We start from the raw sequence: 23,801 nt of genomic DNA, 5'->3' as shown, positions 1-23,801 counted from the left end.
TACGGCTCAGGCGCCGGCCGCGACCTTGCGGAAATGATTGTCCCAGGCGAGTTCGCGCGCAGGCGGCAGGACGCGGTCCTGTTCCTGGCCGGCGGCGTCGACGCGCAGCATCGCGCCCGTGCCGCTGCTGACCAGAAAGCCCCCGGGCGCGGCGGGCGCCACGCCGCAGCCGTCGGCCAGCGCGGTCGTGCCCAGGCAGCGGCCGCTGGCCGCCTCCCAGTAGATCACCTGCCCGCCCACAGGGCTGGACGTGGCGACGACGGCGCCGACCGCGTCGACCGAGACCGAGCCGACGTAGTTGCGCATCTGGCGCAGCACCGGTTCGGGGCCTGCGAACAATTCCAGCCGGCCGCCGCGCCGGTGGCGGCCCACCAGCGGCGGCCGGTCGGCCGCCGGCCCCATGTACTGGCAGCCGAACCAGACGCTGCCGTCGGCGGCCAGCGCAAGATGGCGGATCGACAGGCGATGCAGTTCGGGCGCGAGCTCGTGGCGCTCCAGCAGCTCGCCGCTGGCCGCGTCGATATAGGCCAGCGACGGCCGCATCGTGTCCAGGTTGAGTTCCAGCTTGCCGTAGTCGGGATGCGTCAGGATGCCGCCGTTGGCCACGCACAGCGTCTTGCCGTCGGGCATCAGCACCACTTCGTGCGGGCCGATGCCGCCGGTGTCGAACTCGCCGACGCGGCGGTACGCGCCGCCGGCGCTGGCGTCGTACAGACCGAGCACGCCGCGCCCGGCCTCGAAATCGTTTTCGGTGGCGGCCAGCAGCCGGCCGCCGTCCAGGTAGGCCCCGTGGCCGAAGAAATGCCGCTCGTCGTGCATGGGCAGCGCCTGCGGGCCGCCCTCGCCGCGCAGCGAGAACGCCAGCGCGAAAAAGCCGGGCTGGCGCCCGAACACGACCGCGCGCCCGCCGGCCGGATCGATGGCGAAGCTGTGCCCGCGCGCCGGCATCGGCACCACCAGCCGGTCGCGTCCGGTCTCATCCAGCAGCACCGCTTCGTCGCGGCCCCCGCGCTTGCGCGCGCTGAGATACAGGACCGCGCCGTCCGCGGGCGCGGCGGCCAGCGCCGCGCCGGGCGCCAGGCCCAGCGCGGCCGCCAGCGAGAGGAAGCGGCGCCGGTCAATCGCCATCGAGCGCATTGAATCCGATCATGACGCCCAGGGCGGGCGCCAGGTCCTGGTCGACGATGGCCTTGGCGTTCTGCAGCGTCAGCGACGCCAGCGTCAGCAGCCGTCGCCCTTCTTCGCCGGCCAGCGCCTGCTCCAGCGGGACCGGCACGGCGCGCAGGGTGCGCGCGGCGCTGGCCAGCTCGCCGGTCACCGACGCGGCCATCCACTCCTCGCCCGCCGGCAGCGGATAGGCGCCGGCCCGGTAGAACGCATCGAGCGCCTCGGCGTTGGCGGCCACCAGTTTCATCGACAGCTTGCTGCGCCAGAACGCCGCGCGCTTGGGACGCGCCTGGCCGGCGTTCTCGCCCAGCACGGGCACGATCTTCACGTCGCGCGCGAACTGCAGGCCGGTCGACAAGGCCTTCATGGCCTCGGCCGCCACTTCCTGCGAATCGCGGTAGAGGTCGTTGCCGGGCTGCGGACGCGCGAACTGGCGTCCGAAGCCGCCGTCGGCGCTCCAGGCCTGGGCCACGTCGCGCGAGATCGTGGCGACGTTGGCGGCCACGGCCCGCGCATAGCCGCAGGCGTAGGCAAAGCCCGGCGTGCCGTGCTTGTCCAACAGGGCCGGCTCGCCGTAGAGCACGTATTCCAGCGCCGGCAGGCCCTGCACCGCCACGCTGCGCCCGGCCAGCGCGCCGGGCGCAAGCAGCGCCTGGTCTTCGGCCGCGAGCAGCGCCTGCACCTGCCTGGGCATCACGCCGCGGGTGTCGGGCCAGAACGCCAGGCGCTCATAGCGGTTGGCCTGCACCAGCGGCCCGAAGCGCAGGATCTCCACGCCGGACCAGGCCAGCGCCAGCCGCTCGAAGCTCTCTTCGATCCGGGCCGCGCCGGCCGCGCCGGGCTGGGCGCACCACTTGCCCAGTTCGCCCTCCAGGGCCGAGGCGGCGTCCGCCATCGTGGCCACGGCCGGACGGGCGTAGTCGCGCGCCAGCCGTTCGCCCAGGTCGGCCGGCAGCCCGGCGGCCGCGGCCCACGGCGCGGCCGCCGCCAAGGCCGCCGCGGCGGCCAGTTTCAGTACGTGCTTGGCGTATCCCGCCATTACAGAGACTCCAGGAAACGGATCAGATCGGCGCGTTCTTCGGGCGTCATCGCGACCACCCGATCGCGCGCCGGCTTGGCCTCGCCGCCATGCCACAGCACCGCCTCCAGCAGGCTGCGCGCGCGCCCGTCGTGCAGCCAGGTGGCGTTGGGATTGACGGTCTTGGTCAGGCCGATGCCCCACAGCGGCGGCGTGCGCCATTCGCGGCCGGTGGCCTCGCCGTCGGACACGCCGTCGGCCAGCTCGTCGCCCATGTCGTGCACCAGCATGTCGGTGTAAGGCCAGATCAGCTGAAAGCGGTGCTCGGGCTGCCTGGCGTTGCGGCTGGTCACGTACTTGGGCACGTGGCACGCGATGCAATTGGATTCGTAGAACAGCTTCTTGCCGGCCAGCACGCGCGCGTCGTCGGCCTCGCGGCGCTGCGGCACCGCCAGGTTGGTGGAATAGATGGTGACGAAATCCATCAGCTTGCCCGGCACTTCCTCGTCGCCGAAGCGCGGCTGCGCGCCGTGCGGCATGTCCAGGCACTGCGACTGCGCGGCGGTGCAGTCGCCGGAATGCCTGGGGAACAGCGGCGTGGACAGGCCCATGTCGTTGGAGAACGCGGCCGCGCTCTGCTGCTCCACCGTGGGTTGGCCGGCCTTCAGGTTGAAGCGTCCCAGCACGCGCGCGCCGGTGCGGGCGTCGATCACCCAGTTGGCCTTGCCGACGATGCCGTCGCGCCGGTCCGAACCCACGTTGGCCAGGATATCGGCCTCGTGGATGGCTTCGAGCAGGCCCAGCCCGATCATGGGCGGGGCCAGGCGCGGCGAGATCTGCGTATCGGCGCGCAGCGGACCGTAGCCGGGGTTCTCGATGCGGTAGGTCGGCTTCATCAGCGTGGCGGTCTCGCCGCCGTTGAGCGCCACCGTGACCGGCTCGTACTCGATCTCCATGCGGCCTTCGGCCGGCAACCCCGCCACCGCGAAGTTCTGCAGCTGCACGCCGTAGACCGGCTCGGGCAGCGAGGCGATCTCGTCGGCGGCCAGCCTGGGATGGCCGCGGTCGGGACCTTGCGGCACCGCCAGGCGCAGCAGCAGCGCCACGGCGTCGGTGCGTTCAAGCGGATCGAAGCCCGGCACGGTGCCGCGTCCGTCCTTGGTATGGCAGGCCTGGCAGGAACGCGCGTTGAACAGCGGTCCCAATCCGTCGGAGGCCTGCGTCGAGGCCGGCGCCGACACCCAGTCCTTGCGGAACAGCCCGTTGCCGACCAGGAACTGCTGGCGCCCTTCGAAGCTCATGTTGGCCGACGGGTGCGAAAAAATGTCGGCGTTGATCAGCTTGTTGATGGTGGCGGCCCCGGCCTGCATGGTCTCGAAGCTCTCGACCTTGGAGAAGTCGCGCGTGGGCGCGGTGATGGCCGTGACGCGCTTGCGGTCCTCGGCGCTCAGGTCGTCGCGCCCGGCGGGCAGGTCGGGCGCGGCGGCGGCGACGGCGTGCGCCGACGCCGCCAATACGGCGGCTAATGCGAATTTCACTGGAATACGGCGTCGGGTTTGTCCAGGCTGTCGGAACCTTCGATGGAGACCTTGCCCAGCTCCAGCAGCGCGATCACGCGCTCCAGGCTGCGCGTCTGGTCGACCAGGCGGTCGATGGCGGCCTGCACCACGGCGTTGCCTTCCTTGTTGCCGTCGGCAATCATCTGGTCGTAGGTTTCCACCATTTCGGCGCGGGTCTTCATGGCCTGCATGGCGGCGACCGTGGCGTCCAGCTTGGCACGCACTTCGGCGTCGAGCTTGGGGTCCTTGGCGCGGACCAGGTCGGACAGGCTGGCGCCCGAGACCGTCTTGCCGTCGATGCGGGTGTACGCGCCGAGGTAGACGTTGCGGATGCCGATCTGGTCGTAATAGTGGGAGTTGTGCGTGTTGTCCGAGAAGCAGTCGTGCTCTTCCTCGGGATCGTGCAGCATCAGGCCCAGCTTCATGCGCTCGCCGGCCAGTTCGCCGTAGGACAGGCTGCCCAGGCCCGTCAGCATGGCGATCAGGCCCGCCTTGGGGTCTTCCTCGACGGCCTTGCGCGCGGCGCCGTCCTTCTTCCAGTTGCCGACCATCTCTTCCAGGTCGGACACCAGCAGGTCGGTCACGGCCTTCAGGAATTCGACCCGGCGCTCGCAATGGCCGCCGGTGCATTGCCTGGGATCGAAATCCGTATGCGGGCGGTTCCCCGAATGGCGCTCCTGCGGCGTGCCCTTGCGGTCGGCCGGCGCCGGGCCGGTGCCATTCAGATCCTGGCCCCACAGCAGGAATTCGATGGCGTGATAGCCCGTGGCCACGTTGGCCTCGTTGCCATCGGCCTCGTGCAGCACTTCGGACAGCAGCTCGGGCGTGATCTTGCTGACGTCCACCGTCTTACCGCCGACCGAGATCTTCGAATTGGCGATGACGTTGACCGCGTAGTAGGCGTTCTCGTCGTTCTCGGTGCCGTACGAGGCGTCGACGTAGTCGATCAGGCCTTCGTCCAGCGGCCAGGCGTTCACGCGGCCTTCCCAGTCGTCGACGATGGGGTTGCCGAAGCGGTAGGCCTCGGTCTGCTGGTACGGCACGCGGGCCGCCAGCCAGGCCGCGCGCGCGGCCGCGAGCGTCTCTGCGCTGGGCTTGGCGATCAAGGCGTCGACGGCCTTGCGCAGCGTCCGGGCGGAAGCCAGCGAATCTTCGTAGCCGGCCAGCGCCAGGTCCGAATACGTGGCGACCACGGCCTTGGGTTCGACGGCCGCCTGGGCCACGCCTCCGAATACCGTGGCGGCCAACACCGCTCCCAACAACAACTTGCGCATCGACGTTCTCCCGTATCTGGACAGGGCCCCGCCCCCGCGGCGGTTCCCTGGTCTTTGGATTTTGAGGATGCGAGTGTAAACAATTTTCGTTTGTTGTTCAGAATACCGTCAGATACCGGGCTTTTTGTTAGCCCCTGCGGTGGTGCGCCATGCACCAACACGGCCCATGCGGCGCACCAGCCGAACGCCGCCTCTGCCTTGCGCCGCCGTTGCGGCAGGCCGGATGCGGCCTGGCATGGCTCTTGCTTGATGTCCTCCATATGCACGCGTGTTCACAAGCGCCATATCCATTGCCGACCAGGAGAGCCTCGCATGATCGACCGAAACAAGCCCTTTGCCTTCAACGCCAGCCGCCGCCGGCTGATCCGGGGCGCCGCGCTGGGCGCCGCGGCAATGGCGGCGCCCGCGCTCGTGCGGGCGCAATCGGGCCCGGTCATCCGCATCGGCTTCTGGCCCGTCGCGGCCGGCCTGCCCTTCTACGCGGCCCTGGAAAAGGGCTACTTCAAGGAGGCTGGCCTCAACGTCGAGGCGCTGAAGTTCGCCGGCCCGCAGCAAGTCATGGAAGCCATGCTGGCCGGCCGCGCGGACGGCAGCGCCAACGGCACCGGATCGGCCAACCTGGCCATCGGCGAGATAGCCTCGCCCGGCCTGTTCAAGATTTTCGCGTCCAATCCCAGCAACGCGCGCAACGTGCTGGATGAATTCATCGTCGCGAAAGACAGCCCCATCCAATCCATGGCGGACCTCAAGGGGAAAAGGGTGGGAACCGGGCCCGGCATCCAGAATTCCACGCTGGCCAAGGCGGTGCTGGAGCGCGCCGGCGTGACCGGGGCGACCGTGGTCGAACTGGCGATCAGCCAGCACGTCGCCGCGGTCGCCGCCGGCCAGCTCGATGCCTGCTACACGCTCGAGCCCACCGGCACCGTGGGCCGGCTCAACGGCACCACCCGCGTGCTGGAGGCGGGCGTCATCGCCAAGTATGTGCTGGGCGATCCGATGGCTCCGTGGTTCGGCGGATCGGCCTCGCTGACCACCGCCTTCCTCGAAAAGCATCCCGAGGAAAGCCGGAAATTCATCGCCGCGTATGCCCGCGGCATCGAGCTGATCCGCGGCAAGCCCGACGAGGCGCGCCCCTACATGAAGGGCTACACCGCGATCGACGGCCCGATGACGCAGGCCGTGCCGCTCGCGGCCTACACGCTCTACGACGAATTCACGCCAAGCGACATCCAGTACTTCCAGAAGTACTTCGACCTCTTCGCCGAAAAAGGCGTCTTCGCGCAGAAGGTCGACGTCTCCACGATGCTTTACAAGGGCTGAGCCATGACCGCGACCGCATTGACCGCCGCCACGCCCGAGGCGAAACGGCCCCCGCGCAGGTTCCGCGCCGCCCGCCTGCTGCCGCTGATCGGGCCGCTGGCATTGTTCATCGTGTGGGATCTGGTGCTGCGGCTGCAGCTGGTCAGCCCCGTCCTGCTCCCCACCCCGGGCGCCGCCCTCGCGGCGCTGGCCAGGGGCATGGCGGGAGGACCGCTGCTGGGCGACTTCCTGTCGTCGCTGAACCGGACCCTGCAGGCCTTCCTGATCGCCGGCGTGATCGGCGTGCCCCTGGGCGTGCTGCTGGGCAGCAGCGAAAAGGCCTACCGCAGCGTCGAGTTCCTGGTCGACTTCTTCCGCTCCACGCCGTCCTCGGCGCTGATCCCGCTGTTTCTGATGATCTTCGGCGTCACCGACATGAACAAGATCGCCATCGCCGCCTTCGCGGCGGTGCTGGTGATCCTGTTCAACAGCGCCTATGGCGTGATCAATGCGCGCAAACAGCGCGTCATGGCGGCGCGCGTGATGGGCGCGTCGCGCTGGCGCATCTTCAAGGACGTGCTGATTTGGGAAAGCCTGCAGCCCACGTTCGTGGGGCTGCGCAGCGGCGTATCGATGGCGCTGGTCATCGTCATCGTGGCGGAGATGTTCATCGGTTCCGACAGCGGGCTGGGCAATCGCATCATCAACTCGCAGCAGGTGCTGAACGTGCGCGAAATGTACGCCTCGATCCTGGCGGCCGGCGCGCTCGGCTATGCGCTGAACATTCTTTTTCTCGTGCTTGAAAAGCGCGTCGTCCATTGGAGCGGCCGGTAAATGTCCACCGTCATCAATCCCGTCATCGCCCCGGCCCCCGCGGCCGCCCCCTTCACCCCGGGCCCGCTGGGCACGCACATCACGATACGCGGGCTGACCAAATACTTCGCCGGCTGGCCGTTGTACGAGAACTTCGACCTCGACATCCCCAAAGGCAAGATCGTGTCCGTCTTCGGCCCCAACGGCTGCGGCAAATCCACCCTGATCAACATGATCGCCGGCCTGATCCCGGTCGATTCGGGCGAGATCCTGTTCGACGGGAAGTCGCTCGCGCAGACCAAGATCGGCTATGTCTTCCAGAACTACCGCGAAGCCTTGTTCCCCTGGCTGCGCACCATCGACAACATCGCCTATCCCCTGCTCCTCGAAGGCCGCAGCAAGGCCCAGGTCGATGCGCGCGTGGAAGAGCTGGTGGCGTCGTTCGACGTCAAGTTCGACCTGAAGCGCTATCCGTACGAGCTGTCCGGCGGGCAGCAACAGACCGCATCCATCATGCGCGCGCTGGCTCCGGGGCCCGAGGTGCTGTTCCTGGACGAGCCCTTTTCCGCCCTGGACTTCGAGATGACCCTGTTCATCCGCGAGAAGCTGCAAGAGGTTTTCATGCAGACCGGCACCACCATGCTGCTGGTGTCGCACGATCTGGAAGAAGCCGTGTACCTGGCCGACCAGGTCCTGCTGCTGACCAGGCGCCCGACCCGGGTCGCCGAGATCCTGGAGTATCGCGACGCCCGCCCCCGCACCGTGGAAACGCTGTCCGAACCCAGCTTCATCCGGACGAAGAAACTCAGCCTGGAGATTTTCCAGCGCGAAGTGCGCAGACCGTCCGCAGGCTCTCTTTCCGAATAAGAAAATGCGTAATCCGCATTGAGCCGGCTCCAGGACAGGTCTACACTGACCGTTCCTCTACCGCCTGGAGCATGCGCCTCATGAGCACCTACAAGATCGCCGTATTCGTCGGTAGCCTGCGCGCCGCGTCGTTCAATCTGCGGCTGGCGCGCGCACTCGAGAAGCTGATGCCCGCGGACTTCAAGTTCGACTACGTCAGCCTGGGAGACGTGCCGCTCTACAACCAGGACAACGAAAACAACATGCCCGCGCCCGCCGCCAAGCTCAAGCAGCAGGTCGCCGACGCCCAGGGCGTCCTGTTCGTGTCCCCCGAGCACAACCGCTCGCTGCCGGCCGCCCTCAAGAACGCCATCGACTGGGGCACGCGCCCCTACGGCACGAATTGTTGGGCGGGCAAGGCCGCCGGCATCGTCGGCACCTCGCCCAGCGCCGCCGGCACCGCGCTGATGCAGCAGCACCTGCGCAACATCCTGGCCGCCGAAGGGGCCAACGTCCTGACCACGCCCGAGGTGTTCCTGCAGTTCCACGAAGACCTCATCGACGACCAGTACAACATCACCAACGAAGGCACGCGCAAGTTCCTGCAAGGCTGGATCGACCGCTACGTGGACTGGATCAAGAAGTTCAACGCCTGATCGCCGCCGTTGCCGGCCGCGAGCCACGCTCCAGCCGGCAGAGATCGCCTGCCCTACCTCCAGGCGATCGAGCCCTCCGATGCGTCGGAGGGCTTTTTTTTCGCCGGGGCGGATACCCCCTTGCCGGTTATCCCCGCCGACTGTGGAGAAACTTGAGGAAAGCCTTGGGGTAGAACCGAAATCCCCTGTCGCGCCAAGCACTTGCAAGCGGCGATCAAAAACTGCGCAATCCGTCTTTTGGATGATTTCGGGCGGGTTTATCCACCGGAAAGCGCCCGGCGCGCGCTCGCCGGACCGCCGGTGTGGATTTGTCCCCGCATTCTGTGGAAAAGCATGAGGACAGCATGAGGGCAGCTTGGGATTCCCCTTGCACATCAATGACCTGCAGACGGTGGTCAAGAATGGCCCAGCCACCTCGCCGCGGCCCGCCGGTTGTCCCCGGGAAATGTGGATAAGCCTGAGGACAGTCTCTGCGCAGCTGCAAAATTCCCTTGCCCGACAAAGACTTGGGGGAGCCGGGCAAGAAACGCGCAGCGCCCCGCACCGGTCCGCGCATCGGCGGCGCGGCCTCGCGCACGCCATCGGCGTCCCGAGCTTGTCCCCACCGGATGTGGACAAACCTCTGAACAGTCGCATGACAAGCTGAAAAAACGCTTATCCGACAGTCACTTGGAAGCCGTGCTCAAGAAAGAAGCAGCCCGCGGGCTCAGTTGTCCCCTTCCAGGCGCATGCCGATCTTCAAGCCGACCTGCCAGTACGCCACCTTGCCGTCCTTGATGTGGCCGCGCACTTCGGTGACCTCGAACCAATCCAGATTGCGCAGGGTTTCGGATGCGCGCGCGATGGCCTGGGTGATGGCGTCGTCGGTGGACTTGGTGGAGGAACCCACCAGTTCGATTTGCTTGTAGACATGATTCGACATAGCTCGTCTCCGCGTAGGGGTGTGAGTCGTGAATCGCAGGTCCGGCGGCGATGTTCCGGCGCTTACGACCGGCAATCCATTCGAACACACAGCATACGCCCACGGCGCTAGAGTGGTGTTACGAGTTCCGTCGCGCCGGACTCGGCGCACGCGGACCCGCATCCGCAACGCAAGCAAGGAGGTATCGTCATGCCTGAACGAAAAACCCTGGAACGAGCGGCGCGCGACAAACGTCAAGGCAAATCCGCATCCACGCAGGCCGGAGAATTCGTGCGCGAGGAAATCGAGCACGTGCGCGAAGGCAAGCACGGGGTGCGCTCCACCAAGCAGGCGATCGCCATCGGGCTGTCCAAGGCCCGCCGCGCCGGCATCAAGCTGCCGGCGCCCAAGAAGGCCAGCACGGCCACCAAGCGCAAGGCCGAGCAGGACAGCCACGCGGGCGCCGACGGCCATGCCAAGTCCGCCACGCGCGCCCGCGCCACCACCAAGGCCCTGAAGCGCGAGAGCGCCAAGCCGGCGTCGCGCTCCGCGCTGTCGCGCCATGCCAGCGCGTCGGCCTCCAAGCGCAGCGCAGCCGCGCGTTCGGCCGCCGCCAAAAAGGCCGCCGCCACCAAGGGCGCCGCGGGACGCTCGGCCGCCGCCAAGAAAGCCGCCCGCACGCGCGCGGCCAACCGGGCCAGCCACGCGCACCATTGAGCGCGCGGCGTGTCAGCTAGCCTGCCTCGAATTGCCGGAAGCGTTCCTGGAGGAATTCGCGCAGGCGCCGCACGGCCGGCGACAGCAGCATGCGGTGCACGCAAAGCAGATACAGCGGCGAGGATTCGCCGGTGTAATCGGGCAAGGCTTCGACGAGCCGGCCGGCGCGCAGGTCCGACAGCACGTCGTAGCGCGACTTGTAGGCCACGCCGTGGCCCGCAAGCGCCCACCGGCGCACGAGCTCGCCGTCGTCGCCCACGCGGTCGCCCTTGACCGGCACCGTCAGGGCGGAGCCGTCGGCGCGCAGAAACGTCCAGCGGTCGTGCAGCGTTTCGCCCAGCACGAACGACAGGCAGTTGTGGCGGCGCAGGTCCGCCGGCGCCTGGGGCATGCCGTGGCGCGCGAAATAGGCCGGCGATGCGCAGACCGTGCGGCGGTTGTGCTCTGACAGCGGCAAGGCCACCAGCCCCGAATCGGCGGGTTGGCCGTAGCGCACCGCGAGGTCGACCGGCTGGCGGTAAAGATCGGCGAGGCGGTCGCTGATCCGCACCTGGAAACTGACGCGCGGGTGCTGCTGCTGGAACTCGTCGAGCCAGGGCAGCAGCACGTGCCGGCCCAGGTCCGACGGGATCGACACCGACAAGGCGCCCGAGATCTCCGTCTTGCTGCGCGCGACCGCGTTCTTGCCCGCCTCCAGCGTGGAAATGGCGGAACGGGCGTACTCCAGGTAGCGCTCGCCGTCGCCGGTCAGCCGCAGGCTGCGGGTGGAGCGCACGAACAGGCGCGCGTCCAGCGCCTGCTCCAGGCGCTTGAGCGCGGCGCTGGCCGCCGCCGGCGTCAGGTCCAGCTCGCGCGCGGCGGCCGAGAAACTGCCCTGGTCGGCCGCGGCCAGAAAGATCCTGAGGTCCTCGAAGCGCACCATGTCCGCTCTCATTTTCAACGGATGTTTGAAACTGACTGCGATGCTAGCCCGTTTTTCATTGTTGCGGGCTGGGTAATCATGCTTGTGTTCCTAACCAGCGTCGTCCGCGCCACCCTCTGACCCGAAGCGAGCCCCATCCATGAAAGCCATCGCCTACTTCAAGAACCTGCCCGCCGACCACCCCGAGTCCCTGCAGGACATCACCGCCGCCGATCCCGTGCCCGGCGACCGCGACCTGCTGGTCGAAGTCCGCGCCATTTCCGTCAATCCGGTGGACGTGAAAATCCGCGCCAACCGCAAGCCCAAGGACGGCCAGCCCGAGATCATCGGCTGGGACGCCGCCGGCGTCGTGCGGGCCGTCGGCCCCAAGACCAGCCTGTTCAAGCCCGGCGACCGGGTCTGGTACGCGGGCGCGCTGACCCGCCCCGGCGCCAACAGCGAACTGCATGCCGTCGACGAACGCATCGTCGGCGCGATGCCGGCCAGCCTGGACTACGCCCAGGCCGCCGCCTTGCCGCTGACCACCATCACCGCGTGGGAATTGCTGTTCGACAGGCTGCGCGTGCTGGACAACCGCGCGCCCAGCCAGCGCAGCCTGCTCGTCATCGGCGCGGCCGGCGGCGTGGGCTCGATACTCGTGCAGCTGGCCCGCCAGCTCACGGGCCTGACCGTGATCGGCACCGCGTCCCGTCCGGAAACCCAGGCCTGGGTGCGCGAGCTGGGCGCGCATCACGTCATCGACCACACCCGGCCCCTGACCGGGGAACTCAAGCGCATCGGCTTCGAGCACGTCAGCGACATTGCCGCGCTGACCCACACCGACCAGCACTTCCCGCAGATCGCCGAGGCCATCGCGCCGCAAGGCAGGGTCGCCCTGATCGACGATCCCGCCGCCATCGACGTGCGGCTGCTGAAAGCCAAGTCCGCCTCGCTGCACTGGGAATTCATGTTCGCCCGGCCCCTGCACGGCACGCCCGACCTGATCGCCCAGCACGAATTGCTGAACCAGGCGGCCCGGCTGATCGACGACGGCACCCTGCGCACCACGCTGGGCGAACACTACGGCAGGATCAACGCCGAAAACCTGCGCCGCGCCCACGCTTTCATCGAAAGCGGCAAGGCGCGCGGCAAGGTCGTGCTGGAGGGGTTCTAGCCCTACCCCTGCGCCTGGCGCCTGGCGCGGGCGTGGGGGTCCTTGATCTCGGCCTCCAGTTCGGCGATCAGCCATTCGAACCAGCCGTTCTCGGTGCGCGCGTAGACCGCGGCGGCCGGAATCTTGCCTTCGCGCCAGCCCGGCTGGTGCGCGTCCATCCAGGCCGACAGGCTCTTGTGCGGCGCCAGCAGGCCGGACATCCATGCCCACAGATAGTCCGGCATGCTGCGCCGAAAGCCCTTGGCACAGGCGTAGAGCGTGGGCTCCAGCGGCAGGTTGCCGCTGCGGGCCAGCCTGGCCTGAACCCTGCGCAGGATCTCGGCTGCGGCCTGCAATTGTTCGGTGCTGAGCTTTTTCACGACGCGACTCCCTGGACTTGGTTTGCCCGGATTATCGCCGCAGCCGGGGGCGCTTTCAAAACGCCGGTTCCAGGCCCAGCAAGGCGGTCGCGCTGAAACGCGCGCCCGGCTCCAGCACCCGCATGCCGGTGCGCGCATCGCCGCCGGCCGCCAGGTTGAAAGCGTCCGCCACGTTGGTCACCGGTTCCACGCAAAGAAAGTCCGACCCCGGCGCCGAGTACACCACCAGGTGCGCGAAAGCCGGATCGGCGTGCATGGACAACCGGTGGCCCTGCGGCCAGTGCAGCGTGGCGCGCCCCTCCCATTGCGACAGATAGGTATCGCAGCCCTCGGCCGAAAGCCGCAGCTCGCGCACATGCCCCACCCGGCTGCCCGTCGGCAGCCCCTCGGCGTCCGCCGGCCAAAGGCGCCGGGCATGCAGCGTCACCCGCTGCGCCGTGAAATAAGGATGCAGCCCCAACCCGAACGGCATCGGCGTCTCGCCCTGGTTGACGACGGACAGCGCCACGCTCAGCCCGCGCGCATCCAGCCGGTAGCGCTGCACGCACTCGAAGGCCCAGGGCCAGCCCAGCACGCCGGCCGGCTGCTCCAGCACCAGATCGACGCTGTCCGCGGCATGGTTGCGCACGCGCCAGGGCAGGTACAGCCCGGCGCCGTGGATCGCGTGCGGCCGCCCCGGCAGCGATTGCAGCGCGTGGCGCGCGCCGTCGAACACGAACACCCCGTCACGGATGCGGTTGGCGTAAGGCGCCAGCGGATAACTGCCCGCGCGCGGCCAACGCGCCGCCGGCCAGGCGGTATCGGTCAGCGGCACGATCCAGTCGTGCCCGCCCGTGGCCAGCCGCGTCAGCCGCCCGCCGCCGTCGGGCGCGAACTCGGCCATATGCGCTCCGCCGGCGATGGTGATGCGGGCGCTGGCGTCCAGCGTTTCGGCAATGGTGAGGGTCTGCATAAGTGAGTACGGTCTATCGAGGCTTGCAGCCTAGCGTACTTGAGGCGTCATGGCTGCCACAACGGATGCTTGCGCCAGTCGGACGGAAATCCCATGTCTGCAAGCGACAGGCGCGAGCCCGCCGGAAAACTCTCCAGATGCTGCCGCAGACGGACCGGCCAGCTCGAATTCGGGCTTGCCATCCGGACGAAATGCAGCAGGATGCAAAGCACGATGAACAAGCGCGAACCCACGGCCGGCCGCCCCAGCAGAACATCGAAAGCACGAACCTGTCTCGGCGCGGGCAACTTGGGCTGATCGATCAGATTCTTGTTCCAGAGCCGGCTATGGTGAGCCGCCACATTCCGAACGAAATTCACCGACCGCAGCCAGCTTTGCATCAACTGCCATCCGGGCAGCCCGTACTTCGCCGCGATTGCGCTTGCATCGTCCACCTTCATGCCCTGATAAAAGGTCGACAGCATTCCGAACTCCCACAGCTCGACGGCCACCCAGATCGGCAACGGCTCGCCGTACTTCTGCTGGTAGTGCCTGACAAAGTCCTCTTTCGAACGCGACACCACGTTCCGGTACCGCTCCAGCCAGACCTGGTGACGGGTGCGCCCGCTGGCGGGAATGACCTTCCTGGCGAAGTTGCCATGCAGCAGCGCGGGATTCGAGTGCGCAAACGGGTCCCTGGCCCCCAGCAGGTAGGACACATCCACCCGCAAGGCAACTTCGATACGTTCGACGGCATCGAGCACCAGCAGGCGCAGCCGTTTGTCGAAAACGTACAGCGACAAGACCTGCTCGAAGCTGCTGTCCGGTTGAAACTCATCGAGCCGCCGTAACGGCCGTCCGCCGGTGCCGGCGGACTTCCCGATCCGGCGCAGCGGATACCAGTAGGCGCTCAAGCGGTAATACCCTATCCGCTGCAGGCAGGACGGCGCCGCGGCGTCATCGGTGACGATCAAGCCCCGCGTTTTCAGCAAGGCCAGCTGCTGTTCGAAGCTCAGATAGGGCTTGTCATAGGCGTACATTGCTGGCCCCAAAACGAGACTGGCCCAAAAACGAGAAAACCCGCCCGTACATCTTTCGACGCAGAGGGGCGGGCCGTGTTGCCGTCGATTGTAGCCGGCCCCGAATGGCGGGTTCAATCCTGCTTGCGGCAAGTCCGTATACGCTTGGCCGGCCGTGGGATGGGCATCGTGCGCCGCCCCCATCCCACGCGCCGCCCGATACAATCACGGGCATGAATTCTGCAACGCCCCACTCCGCCGCCGACGCCCTCGCGGGCCACACTCCCATGATGCAGCAATACCTCCGCCTGAAGGCGGAGGCCGGTCCTTTGCTGCTGTTCTACCGCATGGGCGATTTCTATGAAATGTTCTACGAAGATGCGGAGCGCGGCGCGCGGCTGCTCAATCTGACGCTGACCAAGCGCGGCTCTTCCAACGGCACGCCGATCCCGATGGCGGGCCTGCCGGTGCACGCCATGGAGCAGTACCTGGCCCGCCTGGTCGCGATGGGCGAGTCGGTCGCCATCTGCGAGCAGATCGGCGATCCGGCCGCTTCCAAGGGGCCGGTCGAGCGCCGCATCGTGCGCATCGTGACGCCCGGCACGCTGACCGATGACGCGCTGCTGCCGGCCAAGGCCGACCGCGCGCTGGCCGCCGCCTTCGTCACCGGCCCGGCGCGCGCGCCGCGCGCCGGCCTGGCCTGGCTGAACCTGGCCAGCGGCGAGTTCCGCGTGACCGAATGCGCGCCGGCCCAGCTGGAATCGGAACTGCACCGGGTGGCGCCGGCCGAGGTGATCTGCGCGGACAGCGCGGAGTTCGATTTCCCGTTCGAATGCGCGCGCACGCGCGTGCCGGACTGGCACTTCGAGGCCGACAGCGCGCGCGCGCACCTGCTGTCGCATTTCAAGACCGACACGCTGGCCGGTTTCGACGTCGAGGACATGCCGGCCGGCGTCTGCGCCGCCGGCGCCCTGCTGCGCTACGCGGCCCGCACGCAGTCGCAGGCCCTGGCCCACGTGCAAAGCCTGTCGGCCGAACGCGCCGGGCAGTACGTGCTGCTGGACCCGGTCACGCGGCGCAACCTGGAGCTGACGCAGACCTTGTCCGGCGAAGATTCGCCCACGCTGTTCTCGCTGCTGGACGGCTGCCGCACGCCGATGGGCAGCCGCCTGCTGCGCCGCTGGCTGCATCACCCCTTGCGCGAGAACCAGCAGGCGCAGGCGCGCCAGCAGGCGATTTCCGCGCTGCTGGCCGGCCGCATGGACGTGGAGCAGACCTTCGGTGCGGCCGGCTTTGGCTCGGCCGGGCTGCTGGAATCGCTGCGCGGCGCGCTCAACGCCTTTCCGGACATCGAGCGCATCGCCACGCGCCTGGCGCTGCGTTCGGTGCGCCCGCGCGAGCTGGCCAGCCTGCGCGACGCGCTGCAGGCCCTGCCGGCGCTGCGCGACCTGGTCGAACCCATGGCCGACTCGCCGCGGCTGGGCGAATTGATCTCGCACCTGTCGGTCGACCCGGCGCTGGCCGCGCTGCTGGCGCGCGCCATTGCGGCCGAGCCCGCCGTCGCCATCCGCGACGGCGGCGTGCTGGCCGCGGGCTTCGACGCCGAGCTGGACGAATTGCGCGCGCTGGCGGCCGACGGCGGCGACTTCCTGGTCCAGCTCGAAGCGCGCGAGCGCGAGCGCACCGGCATCGGCAACCTGCGCGTGGAGTTCAACCGCGTGCACGGCTTCTATATCGAAGTCACCAAGGGCCAGACCGCCAAGGTGCCCGAGGACTACCGCCGCCGCCAGACGCTGAAGAACGCCGAGCGCTACATCACGCCCGAACTCAAGACCTGGGAAGACAAGGTGCTGTCGGCCCAGGACCGTTCGCTGGCGCGCGAGAAATGGCTGTTCGAGCAGTTGCTGGACGTGCTCGCCGAACACGTGCGCCCGCTGTCGGACTGCGCCGCCGCGCTGGCCGAGCTGGACACGCTGGCGGCGCTGGCCGAGCATGCGCGCCGCCACGACTGGGTCGCGCCCGAGCTGTCCGAGCAGGCCGACATCGACATCGAGGCCGGCCGCCATCCGGTGGTCGAGCACGCCATCGAACGCTTCACGCCCAACGGCTGCCGGCTGGAGCCGGCGCGCCGCATGCTGCTGATCACCGGCCCGAACATGGGCGGTAAATCGACCTATATGCGGCAGGTGGCGCTGATCGTGCTGCTGGCGCGCATCGGCAGCTTCGTGCCGGCGGCGCGCGCGCGCATCGGCCGGATCGACCGCATCTTCACCCGCATCGGCGCGGCCGACGACCTGGCCGGCGGGCGCTCGACCTTCATGATGGAGATGACCGAGGCCGCCGCCATCCTCTCGGCCAGCACACCCAACAGCCTGGTGCTGATGGACGAGATCGGCCGCGGCACCTCGACCTACGACGGCCTGGCGCTGGCCTGGGCCATCGCCTGCCGGCTGCTGGCGCACAACCGCGCGCTGACGCTGTTCGCCACCCACTACTTCGAACTGACCCGCCTGCCGGCCGAACAGCCGGCCTCGGCCAACGTGCACCTGGCCGCGGCCGAATCCGCCGGCGGCATCGTGTTCCTGCACGAAGTGCGCGAAGGCCCCGCCAGCCGCAGCTACGGTATCCAGGTGGCCCAGCGCGCCGGCGTGCCGCCGGCGGTGATCCGCCAGGCCACGCGCGAACTGGAACGCCTGGAAGCCCAGGGCGCGCCCACGCCGCAGCTCGGCCTGTTCGCGGCCGCCGCCGAGGCCGACGCCCAGGCCGACGCCGCGGCCGAGCGCTCCGATGCCTTCGAGGTCCTGGACGCCCTGCGCGAGGAGCTCGCCGCCATCGACCCCGACAGCCTCACCCCGCGCGAAGCGCTGGACGCCCTTTACCGCTTGAAGAAGCACCTCCAATGAACCTCGACCGACCCTTGACGCTGCTGGGCGACCAGAGCCCCAACGACTTCATGCGCCGCTACTGGCAGCGCAAGCCGCTCCTGATCCGCCAGGCCATCCCGGGCTTCAAGCCGCCGGTCACCATCGCCGCCATCAAGAAGCTGGCGCGCCGCGACGACGTGGAGTCGCGCCTGATCTGGCGCGAGAACGGCGAATGGCAGATGGAGAACGGCCCCTTCGCACGCCTGCCCAAAGACAACGAAGGCGACTGGACGCTGCTGGTGCAAAGCGTGGACCTGCACAGCGACGCCGCGTCGGAACTGATGCAGCTGTTCCGCTTCATACCCGACGCCCGCCTTGACGACGTGATGATCAGCATCGCCAGCCACGGCGGCGGCGTGGGCCCGCATTTCGACAGCTACGACGTGTTCCTGCTGCAGGCCGCCGGCGAGCGCGAATGGCGCTACGGACGCCAGAAGGACCTGTCGCTCACGCCCGCCCTGCCGCTGAAGATACTGAGCCGCTTCGAGCCCGAGGAAAAGGCGGTGCTCGCCCCCGGCGACATGCTGTACCTGCCGCCGCAGGCCGCGCACGACGGCGTCGCGGTGGGCGACGGCTGCATGACCATCTCCATCGGCTTTCGCGCGCCCACGCAGGCCACGCTGGCGCGCGGCCTGCTGGAGGCGGCCGCCGACCAGGTCATGGCGCGCGTCGGCCTCCTGGGCGGCCCTTACGGCGAACCCGCCCTGCCCGGCCCGAAGCTGTCCGCAGTCTACCGCGACCCCGGCCAGCCGGCCGTGGACACGCCGGCCGCGCTGCCCGACGCGCTGGTCGCCGCGACGCTGCAAACCGTCGAGAAGCTGCGTTTCGACGACGCCCTGGCCTCGCGCTTTCTGGGCTGCTGGCTGACCGAGCCGAACAACCTCAGCGTGTTCGACGCCCCGGAAGGCATGGACGTGGATCTGGAAGAGGACTGGCCCGCCGGCGGCCGCCTGGTGCTGGACCGCCGCAGCCGCATGCTGTATCGCGGCAAGCAGCTTTTCATCAACGGCGAGACGGCCATGGCGCCGGCCGAAACCGCGCTGCGCGCGCTGGCCGATGCGCGCAGCCTGGACTGCGCCGATCCGTCCTGCGCGCGGCTGTCCGACGAGGCGCGGTCGTGCCTGGCGGACTGGCTGGATTCGGGCTGGATCCACTACCTGGCGGCGTAGCATCTGGAAACGGGTACGTATCCGTCCTGCACAGAACGAAATCAGGTCTGTGCGCGGCGTCACATCAAGAAAGACATAACACGAAGCTGAAAGGTTTGTTGCCGTTGGGAAGCCACCTTTTTAACTTTCACACGTGATCGGCCTGCGTGTTCCTGTAGCCTGAATACTGGTTTCCCCTAACGGGGTTTCAAGAGTCGTCATCTACAGGAGTCTAAAAATGATGAGCAAAACCTTGATTATTGCGTCGGTGCTGGCTGTTGCGCTCAGCGCCTGCAACAAGAAGGAAGATGCTTCGGCGCCCGCGACCAACCCCGCTCCGGGCGCCAGCACGCCTGCCCCCACCACGCCGGCTCCGGCCCCCACCCCGGGCACCACGCCGGGCGGCGGCACGACCACGCCGGGCGGATCCACCACGCCCGCTTCCTGATTCCACTCAGCGACGAACCCCCGCTCGGAGAGGAAGCAGGCAGGCCCCGACAGTGCGAACTGTCGGGGCCTGCTTGCGTCGGCGTCCACGCGCAGGCAGGACGCAAAAAAAAGAGGCCCCGTCATGACGACGGGGCCTCTTTGCTCGATCCGGGCGGCGCGCGAGCGCCGCGCCGTACCGATTACATCTTGTCCTTCAGCACGCTCAGCAGGCGCTGGGCGGTGGCGCTGTTGTCGCGCGCGCCGTTGGCGTCGAGCACCGTCACCAGGGTCTGGTCGCCGGAGCCGGCCAGGTGGATGCGGTATTGCGGCGCCTCGGCCTTCTTGTCGCCGGAGAACATGCGGCTGAAGAAGCCGGGCTGCTCGATCTTCTCGCCGGTGTCGGTGTCGACGTAGCGGACGAAGTAGTCGCCGGCCGAACGGTCGCGATCGTCCACGGCGAAGCCGCCGCCGTCCAGCGCGACGCCGACGCGGCGCCAGGCGCGGTCGAACGATTCGCTGACGACGAGCGAGGTGCCCTGCGCGCGCACGTCCTGCTGCACGGCCGGCTTCTGCGGCGAGGCCTCGGCCTGCTGCACCAGCTTGCGGGCGTTGTCGACGTCGGAGCCCAGGTACACCATCATGCGCGCCAGCATGGCGGCGTTCAGGCCCGGATCTTCCTTGCCGTTCTGCCATTGCACCTGGCCGCCGTCGACGCCGACGCGCTTTTCCAGCATCTGGCGATGGCTGACGTAGACTTCGGTGTGGCCGTTGACGCGTTCGACGCGCGTGCGGAATTTCTCGCGCTCGCCGCTATCCCAGGCCGATTCCAGGATCATGCCCAGGGCCTGGCGCAGCCAGCTTTCGGGGATCTTGGCGCGGTTTTCCGCCCAGTCGGTTTCGATCAGGCCGGCGCTCGGGTTGTTGCTGGCGACGGTGAAGCCGTTTTCGGTCCAGAAGTCCACCAGGCGCGGGAACACGTCCTCGGGCGGACGGTCCACGACCAGCCAGCGCAGGTCGCCGTCGCGCTCGACGCGCATGTCGTTGCGCGCGGGCAGCACGTTGCTGGTCTTGGGCGCGCTGGCCTGGGCCTGGCCCTGCTGCTGGAATTGCGAATAGGTGGTCGAGCCCGAGGCGGGCGCGCGGTAGCGCGGATCGCTGTTGGCCTGGGTCAGATCGGGCGGAATGCTGAGGGGCTCTCCGCGCTGCGTGACTGCGCTCTTGTAATTGACGGACTCTTCATTGCCCAGGAGCTGGTTGACCTCGCTGCAGCCGGCCAACAACACCAGAGACATCAATGCCGACAAACCGGCATGACGTTTGTTCATACGTATCCTCACGATATTTAGAGCAGGCCCGCATCCTGAAGCGCTGCGCGCACCGTCGCGTGGTGCTGCGCCCCCAGTTCCACCAGCGGCAGCCGGTAGCCCAGTGCGGTGCGGCCCAGTTCGGACAGCGCCCACTTGACGGGGATGGGATTGGCTTCAACGAACAAAGCCTTGTTCAGACGCGCCAGGCGTGCATTAAGTTCACGCACCTTGGGCACATCGCCGGCCAGGGCGGCGGCACAGAGCTCGCGCATGAGCCTGGGCGCCACGTTGGCCGTGACGGAGATGTTGCCGCGCGCGCCCAGCAGGATCAGGGCGGCCGCGGTGGGGTCATCGCCGCTGAAGACCTGGAAGCCGGCCGGGGCCTCGCGCAGCAGCAGGCCGCCGCGCGCGATGTCGCCGGTGGCGTCCTTAATGCCGATGATGCCCGGCACCTCGGCCAGGCGCAGGATCGTGTCGTTGCTCATGTCGGCAACGGTACGGCCCGGCACGTTGTACAGGATGGTGGGCAGGTCCACCGCTTCCGAAACGGCGCGGAAGTGGCGGTACAGGCCTTCCTGCGAAGGCTTGTTGTAGTACGGAACCACCGACAGGCCGGCCTGCGCGCCCACGGCCTTGGCGTGGCGGCTCAGGTGGATGGCTTCGTCGGTGGAGTTGGCGCCGACCCCGGCGATGACCGGGATGCGGCCCGCCGCGTGTTCGACGGCGACGCGGATCAGCTCCGCGTGTTCTTCCATGGAGACCGTGGGCGACTCCCCGGTGGTGCCCACCACCACCAGCGCGTCGGTTCCTTCCTGGACATGCCAGTCGATCAACGACCGGTAGGCAGCGTAGTCGAGGCTGCCGTCGGGCTGCATTGGGGTGACCAGGGCCACCATGCTGCCCTGGAAATTAACGCCTGCGGCGGTTGCAGGGGATGCCATAAATGTAGGGCTCCAAGGCCCCGCGGCAGGATGCCTCAAGGCCAGAATCAGTGAAACAGCTGAGTTTAACGGATATTGGCCAAAATCTTATAGAAACCACTGAACGATTGTCGTTCCCAACGCCAGCACCGGCCGCATGAAAAGCCAGAGCACATCCGTCACCAGCAGCACGATGACGATCACCAGCCCGTAGGGTTCGATTTTCGAGTACTGCCAGGCCATGCGGTTGGGCAGTAGGCTGAACAGAATGCGTCCCCCGTCCAGCGGCAGGATCGGCAGCAGGTTCAGCGCCATCAGCACCAGGTTGACATTGACGCCGGCCACGGCCATCTCGAACCAGAACGATTCCTGCAGGCCCGAATCCAGGAACAGGCGCAGCGAGAACGCCCACAGGATCGCCATCAGCAGGTTGGCGGCCGGCCCGGCCAGCGCCACCCACAGCATGTCCTGCTTGGGTCGGCGCAGCCGGCCGAAGTCCACCGGCACCGGCTTGGCCCAGCCGAACAGCAGGCCCGGGCTGCCCATCAGCTTGGACGCCAGCAGTATCGCCACCGGCACCAGCAGCGTGCCGACGGGGTCGATGTGGCGCGCGGGATTCAGGCTGATGCGGCCGGCCTCATGGGCGGTCGGGTCGCCGAACATGCGCGCCACGAAGCCGTGCGCGGCCTCGTGCAGCGTGATGGCGAAAATGACCGGAATCGCGTAGACCGCAATGGTTTGGATGATGTCGTTCATGGCGAACCGGATTGTAGATGAGCCGCGGGCCGGCGCGCGCCGGTCCGCAAGACGGCGTTGCCGCTGCGGTCAGGCAAGGCCCAGCGTCGCCGGATCGCCGCGCCCGACGCGCACCACCACCGGCTCGTCGCCGGTGAGGTCGATGACGGTGGTCGGCGATTGCGGGCAGGCGCCCGCGTCGATGATGGCCGCCAGGGAGTGTTCGTAGCGCTCGCGGATGACTTCCGCGTCGTTCAGCGCTTCGGTTTCGTCCTTGGGGATGAGGGTGGTGGAAAGCAGGGGCGCCCCGACCTGCTCCAAAAGGCCGAGCATGACGGGATGGTCCGGCACGCGGATGCCTATGGTCTTGCGCGAGGGATGCGACACGCGCCGCGGCACTTCCTTGGTGGCTTCAAGGATGAAGGTCCAGGGGCCGGGCGTGGCGGCCTTGAGCAGGCGGTACTGGCGGTTGTCCACGCGCGCGAAGTGGCCGATTTCGGCCAGGTCGCGGCACAGCAGCGTGAGGTGATGACGTTCGTCCAGGCCCCGCAGGCGGCGCAATCCGTCGGCGGCGTTCTTGTCGTCCAGGCGGGCGACGACCGCGTAGCTGGAGTCGGTGGGCACCGCCACCAGGCCGCCCTGGCTGAGCCATTGGGCCGCCTGCTTGAGCAGGCGCGGTTGGGGATTCGCAGGATGGATGGAGAAATACAGGGCCATGGGTTTATCCTAACACTCTTGAAGGTCGCCCAGTAAAGCCCAATAAAGCCCAAGGCTGAAGCGCGGCGATGCAAAACGCGGGAGCGCCGCCCCGCCCGGAGAATCAGAATGCGCCTAGACAACTCGCGCCAGAGCGACAACGTAGAAGACCGCCGCGCCAGCGGCCCGCGGATCGGAGGACGGGGCACCATCGGCATCGGCACGATCGTGCTGGCCCTGGTCGCCATGTATTTCGGCGTGGACCCCAGCGTGGTGCTGCAGATGGCCGAAGGCCCGCCCACGCAGCAGCAGGCGCCGGCCTCGGGGCCGCCGGCCAACGATCCCCAGGCGGTCTTCGTGTCCAAGGTGCTGGGCGAAACCGAAGACACCTGGGAAGCCATTTTCCAGAAGGACCTGAACCGCCAGTACGTGGCGCCCAAGCTGGTGCTGTTTCGCGGCGCCACGCCCACGGCCTGTGGCACGGGCCAGTCGGCGATGGGGCCGTTCTACTGTCCGGGCGACAGCAAGGTCTACATCGACCTGTCCTTCTTCGACGAGCTGCAGAACCGCTTCAAGGCGCCGGGCGACTTCGCCCAGGCCTACGTGATCGCGCACGAAGTCGGCCACCACGTGCAGCACCTGCTCGGCATTTCGGAACAGGTCGACAACCTGCGCCGGCGCAATCCCGCGCAGGCCAACGCGCTGTCGGTGCGCATGGAACTGCAGGCCGACTGCTTCGCGGGCCTGTGGGCCCAGCGCGCCGACGCGGCGCGCAACATTCTTGAAGGCGGCGACGTCGAAGAGGCGCTGGGCGCGGCCACCGCGATCGGCGACGACCGGCTGCAGAAGCAGAGCCAGGGCTATGTGGTGCCCGACGCATTCACGCACGGCTCGTCGGCCCAGCGGGTGCGCTGGTTCAAGCGCGGCCTGGAAAGCGGCAGCCTCAAGCAGTGCGACACCTTCTCCGCCAGTTCGCTGTAGCGCCGGCCGCGGCTGTATATCCATACA

At 68.2% G+C, this 23,801-nt stretch carries 23 protein-coding genes; 10 read left to right on the top strand and 13 right to left on the bottom strand.

Features of this window, described 5'->3' with window-relative positions:
- Positions 1-6 precede the first annotated feature (6 nt).
- Genes AC1M14_RS08195 through AC1M14_RS08180 form a run of 4 tightly spaced genes read right to left on the bottom strand, consistent with a single transcriptional unit; the run spans position 7 to position 5,018 of the window.
- Positions 7-1,128, bottom strand: coding sequence for a DUF1513 domain-containing protein (locus AC1M14_RS08195; RefSeq protein ID WP_479731379.1), 1,122 nt, complete (start codon positions 1,126-1,128; stop codon positions 7-9).
- Entirely contained in the window at positions 1,118-2,206 is a 1,089-nt protein-coding gene (locus AC1M14_RS08190; protein WP_479731378.1) for an imelysin family protein, read from the bottom strand. The genes AC1M14_RS08195 and AC1M14_RS08190 overlap by 11 nt, the downstream gene beginning before the upstream one ends.
- Positions 2,206-3,723 carry a di-heme oxidoreductase family protein gene (locus AC1M14_RS08185; protein ID WP_479731377.1) on the bottom strand — a complete coding sequence of 506 codons (1,518 nt, stop codon included), beginning with the start codon at positions 3,721-3,723 and terminating at the stop codon, positions 2,206-2,208. Before AC1M14_RS08185 ends, AC1M14_RS08190 begins: the two co-directional genes overlap by 1 nt.
- Positions 3,720-5,018 (bottom strand): imelysin family protein, encoded by a 1,299-nt coding sequence (locus tag AC1M14_RS08180; RefSeq protein WP_479731376.1) that lies wholly within the window; start codon positions 5,016-5,018, stop codon positions 3,720-3,722. Before AC1M14_RS08180 ends, AC1M14_RS08185 begins: the two co-directional genes overlap by 4 nt.
- Positions 5,019-5,330: 312 nt before the next feature.
- Here AC1M14_RS08180 and AC1M14_RS08175 point away from each other — a divergent pair, with 312 nt between their 5' ends.
- The 4 genes from AC1M14_RS08175 (at position 5,331) to AC1M14_RS08160 (ending at position 8,632) form a co-directional block, all read left to right on the top strand.
- Positions 5,331-6,338, top strand: a complete 1,008-nt coding sequence (locus AC1M14_RS08175; protein ID WP_479731375.1) for an ABC transporter substrate-binding protein — start codon at positions 5,331-5,333, stop codon at positions 6,336-6,338.
- A gap of 3 nt (positions 6,339-6,341) precedes the next feature.
- Entirely contained in the window at positions 6,342-7,151 is an 810-nt protein-coding gene (locus tag AC1M14_RS08170; RefSeq protein ID WP_181390913.1) for an ABC transporter permease, read from the top strand.
- Positions 7,152-7,997 carry an ABC transporter ATP-binding protein gene (locus tag AC1M14_RS08165; RefSeq protein WP_102772534.1) on the top strand — a complete coding sequence of 282 codons (846 nt, stop codon included), beginning with the start codon at positions 7,152-7,154 and terminating at the stop codon, positions 7,995-7,997.
- An 80-nt stretch (positions 7,998-8,077) separates the two neighbouring features.
- Entirely contained in the window at positions 8,078-8,632 is a 555-nt protein-coding gene (locus AC1M14_RS08160) for an NADPH-dependent FMN reductase (protein WP_102772535.1), read from the top strand.
- Between the two features lie 706 nt (positions 8,633-9,338).
- On the opposite strand, the gene AC1M14_RS08155 is transcribed toward AC1M14_RS08160, so the two are convergent.
- Positions 9,339-9,554, bottom strand: coding sequence for a dodecin (locus AC1M14_RS08155; protein WP_102772536.1), 216 nt, complete (start codon positions 9,552-9,554; stop codon positions 9,339-9,341).
- 189 nt (positions 9,555-9,743) lie between these two features.
- Here AC1M14_RS08155 and AC1M14_RS08150 point away from each other — a divergent pair, with 189 nt between their 5' ends.
- Complete coding sequence (locus AC1M14_RS08150) at positions 9,744-10,250, top strand: DUF6496 domain-containing protein (RefSeq protein WP_479731374.1); 507 nt, start codon at positions 9,744-9,746, stop codon at positions 10,248-10,250.
- A gap of 16 nt (positions 10,251-10,266) precedes the next feature.
- Here the strand turns inward: AC1M14_RS08150 and AC1M14_RS08145 are convergent, their stop codons facing one another.
- Positions 10,267-11,172 (bottom strand): LysR family transcriptional regulator, encoded by a 906-nt coding sequence (locus AC1M14_RS08145; RefSeq protein WP_102772538.1) that lies wholly within the window; start codon positions 11,170-11,172, stop codon positions 10,267-10,269.
- A 139-nt stretch (positions 11,173-11,311) separates the two neighbouring features.
- Here AC1M14_RS08145 and AC1M14_RS08140 point away from each other — a divergent pair, with 139 nt between their 5' ends.
- A complete protein-coding gene (locus AC1M14_RS08140; RefSeq protein ID WP_479731373.1) occupies positions 11,312-12,325 on the top strand; it encodes a zinc-binding alcohol dehydrogenase family protein in 1,014 nt (337 codons plus the stop codon).
- 2 nt (positions 12,326-12,327) lie between these two features.
- Here the strand turns inward: AC1M14_RS08140 and AC1M14_RS08135 are convergent, their stop codons facing one another.
- From AC1M14_RS08135 to AC1M14_RS08125, 3 genes are read right to left on the bottom strand one after another with little or no spacing between them, the layout of a single operon-like run.
- Positions 12,328-12,684 (bottom strand): hypothetical protein, encoded by a 357-nt coding sequence (locus AC1M14_RS08135; RefSeq protein WP_479731372.1) that lies wholly within the window; start codon positions 12,682-12,684, stop codon positions 12,328-12,330.
- Between the two features lie 55 nt (positions 12,685-12,739).
- Positions 12,740-13,636, bottom strand: a complete 897-nt coding sequence (locus AC1M14_RS08130) for an aldose 1-epimerase (protein WP_479731371.1) — start codon at positions 13,634-13,636, stop codon at positions 12,740-12,742.
- A 47-nt stretch (positions 13,637-13,683) separates the two neighbouring features.
- Positions 13,684-14,655, bottom strand: a complete 972-nt coding sequence (locus AC1M14_RS08125; protein WP_479731370.1) for an Abi family protein — start codon at positions 14,653-14,655, stop codon at positions 13,684-13,686.
- A gap of 212 nt (positions 14,656-14,867) precedes the next feature.
- Here AC1M14_RS08125 and mutS point away from each other — a divergent pair, with 212 nt between their 5' ends.
- The 3 genes from mutS to AC1M14_RS08110 all read left to right on the top strand — a co-directional run bounded on the left by mutS (position 14,868) and on the right by AC1M14_RS08110 (position 19,154).
- Positions 14,868-17,537, top strand: a complete 2,670-nt coding sequence (gene mutS, locus AC1M14_RS08120; protein ID WP_246842336.1) for a DNA mismatch repair protein MutS — start codon at positions 14,868-14,870, stop codon at positions 17,535-17,537.
- Complete coding sequence (locus AC1M14_RS08115) at positions 17,534-18,727, top strand: ribosomal protein uL16 3-hydroxylase (RefSeq protein WP_479731369.1); 1,194 nt, start codon at positions 17,534-17,536, stop codon at positions 18,725-18,727. Before mutS ends, AC1M14_RS08115 begins: the two co-directional genes overlap by 4 nt.
- 217 nt (positions 18,728-18,944) lie before the next feature.
- Positions 18,945-19,154 carry an endopeptidase gene (locus AC1M14_RS08110; RefSeq protein ID WP_102772545.1) on the top strand — a complete coding sequence of 70 codons (210 nt, stop codon included), beginning with the start codon at positions 18,945-18,947 and terminating at the stop codon, positions 19,152-19,154.
- 181 nt (positions 19,155-19,335) lie between these two features.
- Here the strand turns inward: AC1M14_RS08110 and bamC are convergent, their stop codons facing one another.
- The 4 genes from bamC to AC1M14_RS08090 all read right to left on the bottom strand — a co-directional run bounded on the left by bamC (position 19,336) and on the right by AC1M14_RS08090 (position 22,814).
- Complete coding sequence (bamC, locus tag AC1M14_RS08105) at positions 19,336-20,460, bottom strand: outer membrane protein assembly factor BamC (protein WP_168202091.1); 1,125 nt, start codon at positions 20,458-20,460, stop codon at positions 19,336-19,338.
- Between the two features lie 17 nt (positions 20,461-20,477).
- Complete coding sequence (gene dapA, locus AC1M14_RS08100; protein WP_102772546.1) at positions 20,478-21,383, bottom strand: 4-hydroxy-tetrahydrodipicolinate synthase; 906 nt, start codon at positions 21,381-21,383, stop codon at positions 20,478-20,480.
- Positions 21,384-21,470: 87 nt separating this feature from the next.
- The gene (locus AC1M14_RS08095; RefSeq protein WP_102772547.1) at positions 21,471-22,118 is read right to left on the bottom strand and encodes a site-2 protease family protein; all 648 of its coding nucleotides are present in this window, start codon (positions 22,116-22,118) and stop codon (positions 21,471-21,473) included.
- A gap of 69 nt (positions 22,119-22,187) precedes the next feature.
- On the bottom strand, positions 22,188-22,814 hold the full coding sequence (locus AC1M14_RS08090; RefSeq protein WP_102772548.1) for an L-threonylcarbamoyladenylate synthase: 627 nt from the start codon (positions 22,812-22,814) through the stop codon (positions 22,188-22,190).
- A 108-nt stretch (positions 22,815-22,922) separates the two neighbouring features.
- Between AC1M14_RS08090 and ypfJ the strand changes: the two genes are divergently transcribed.
- Positions 22,923-23,774, top strand: coding sequence for a KPN_02809 family neutral zinc metallopeptidase (ypfJ, locus tag AC1M14_RS08085; protein WP_102772549.1), 852 nt, complete (start codon positions 22,923-22,925; stop codon positions 23,772-23,774).
- Positions 23,775-23,801 lie beyond the last annotated feature (27 nt).

The organism is Achromobacter sp. SX5 (assembly GCF_056711425.1).
Note: the sequence above shows the minus strand (reverse complement) of the source record. Positions and strands in the feature narration are given on the sequence as shown.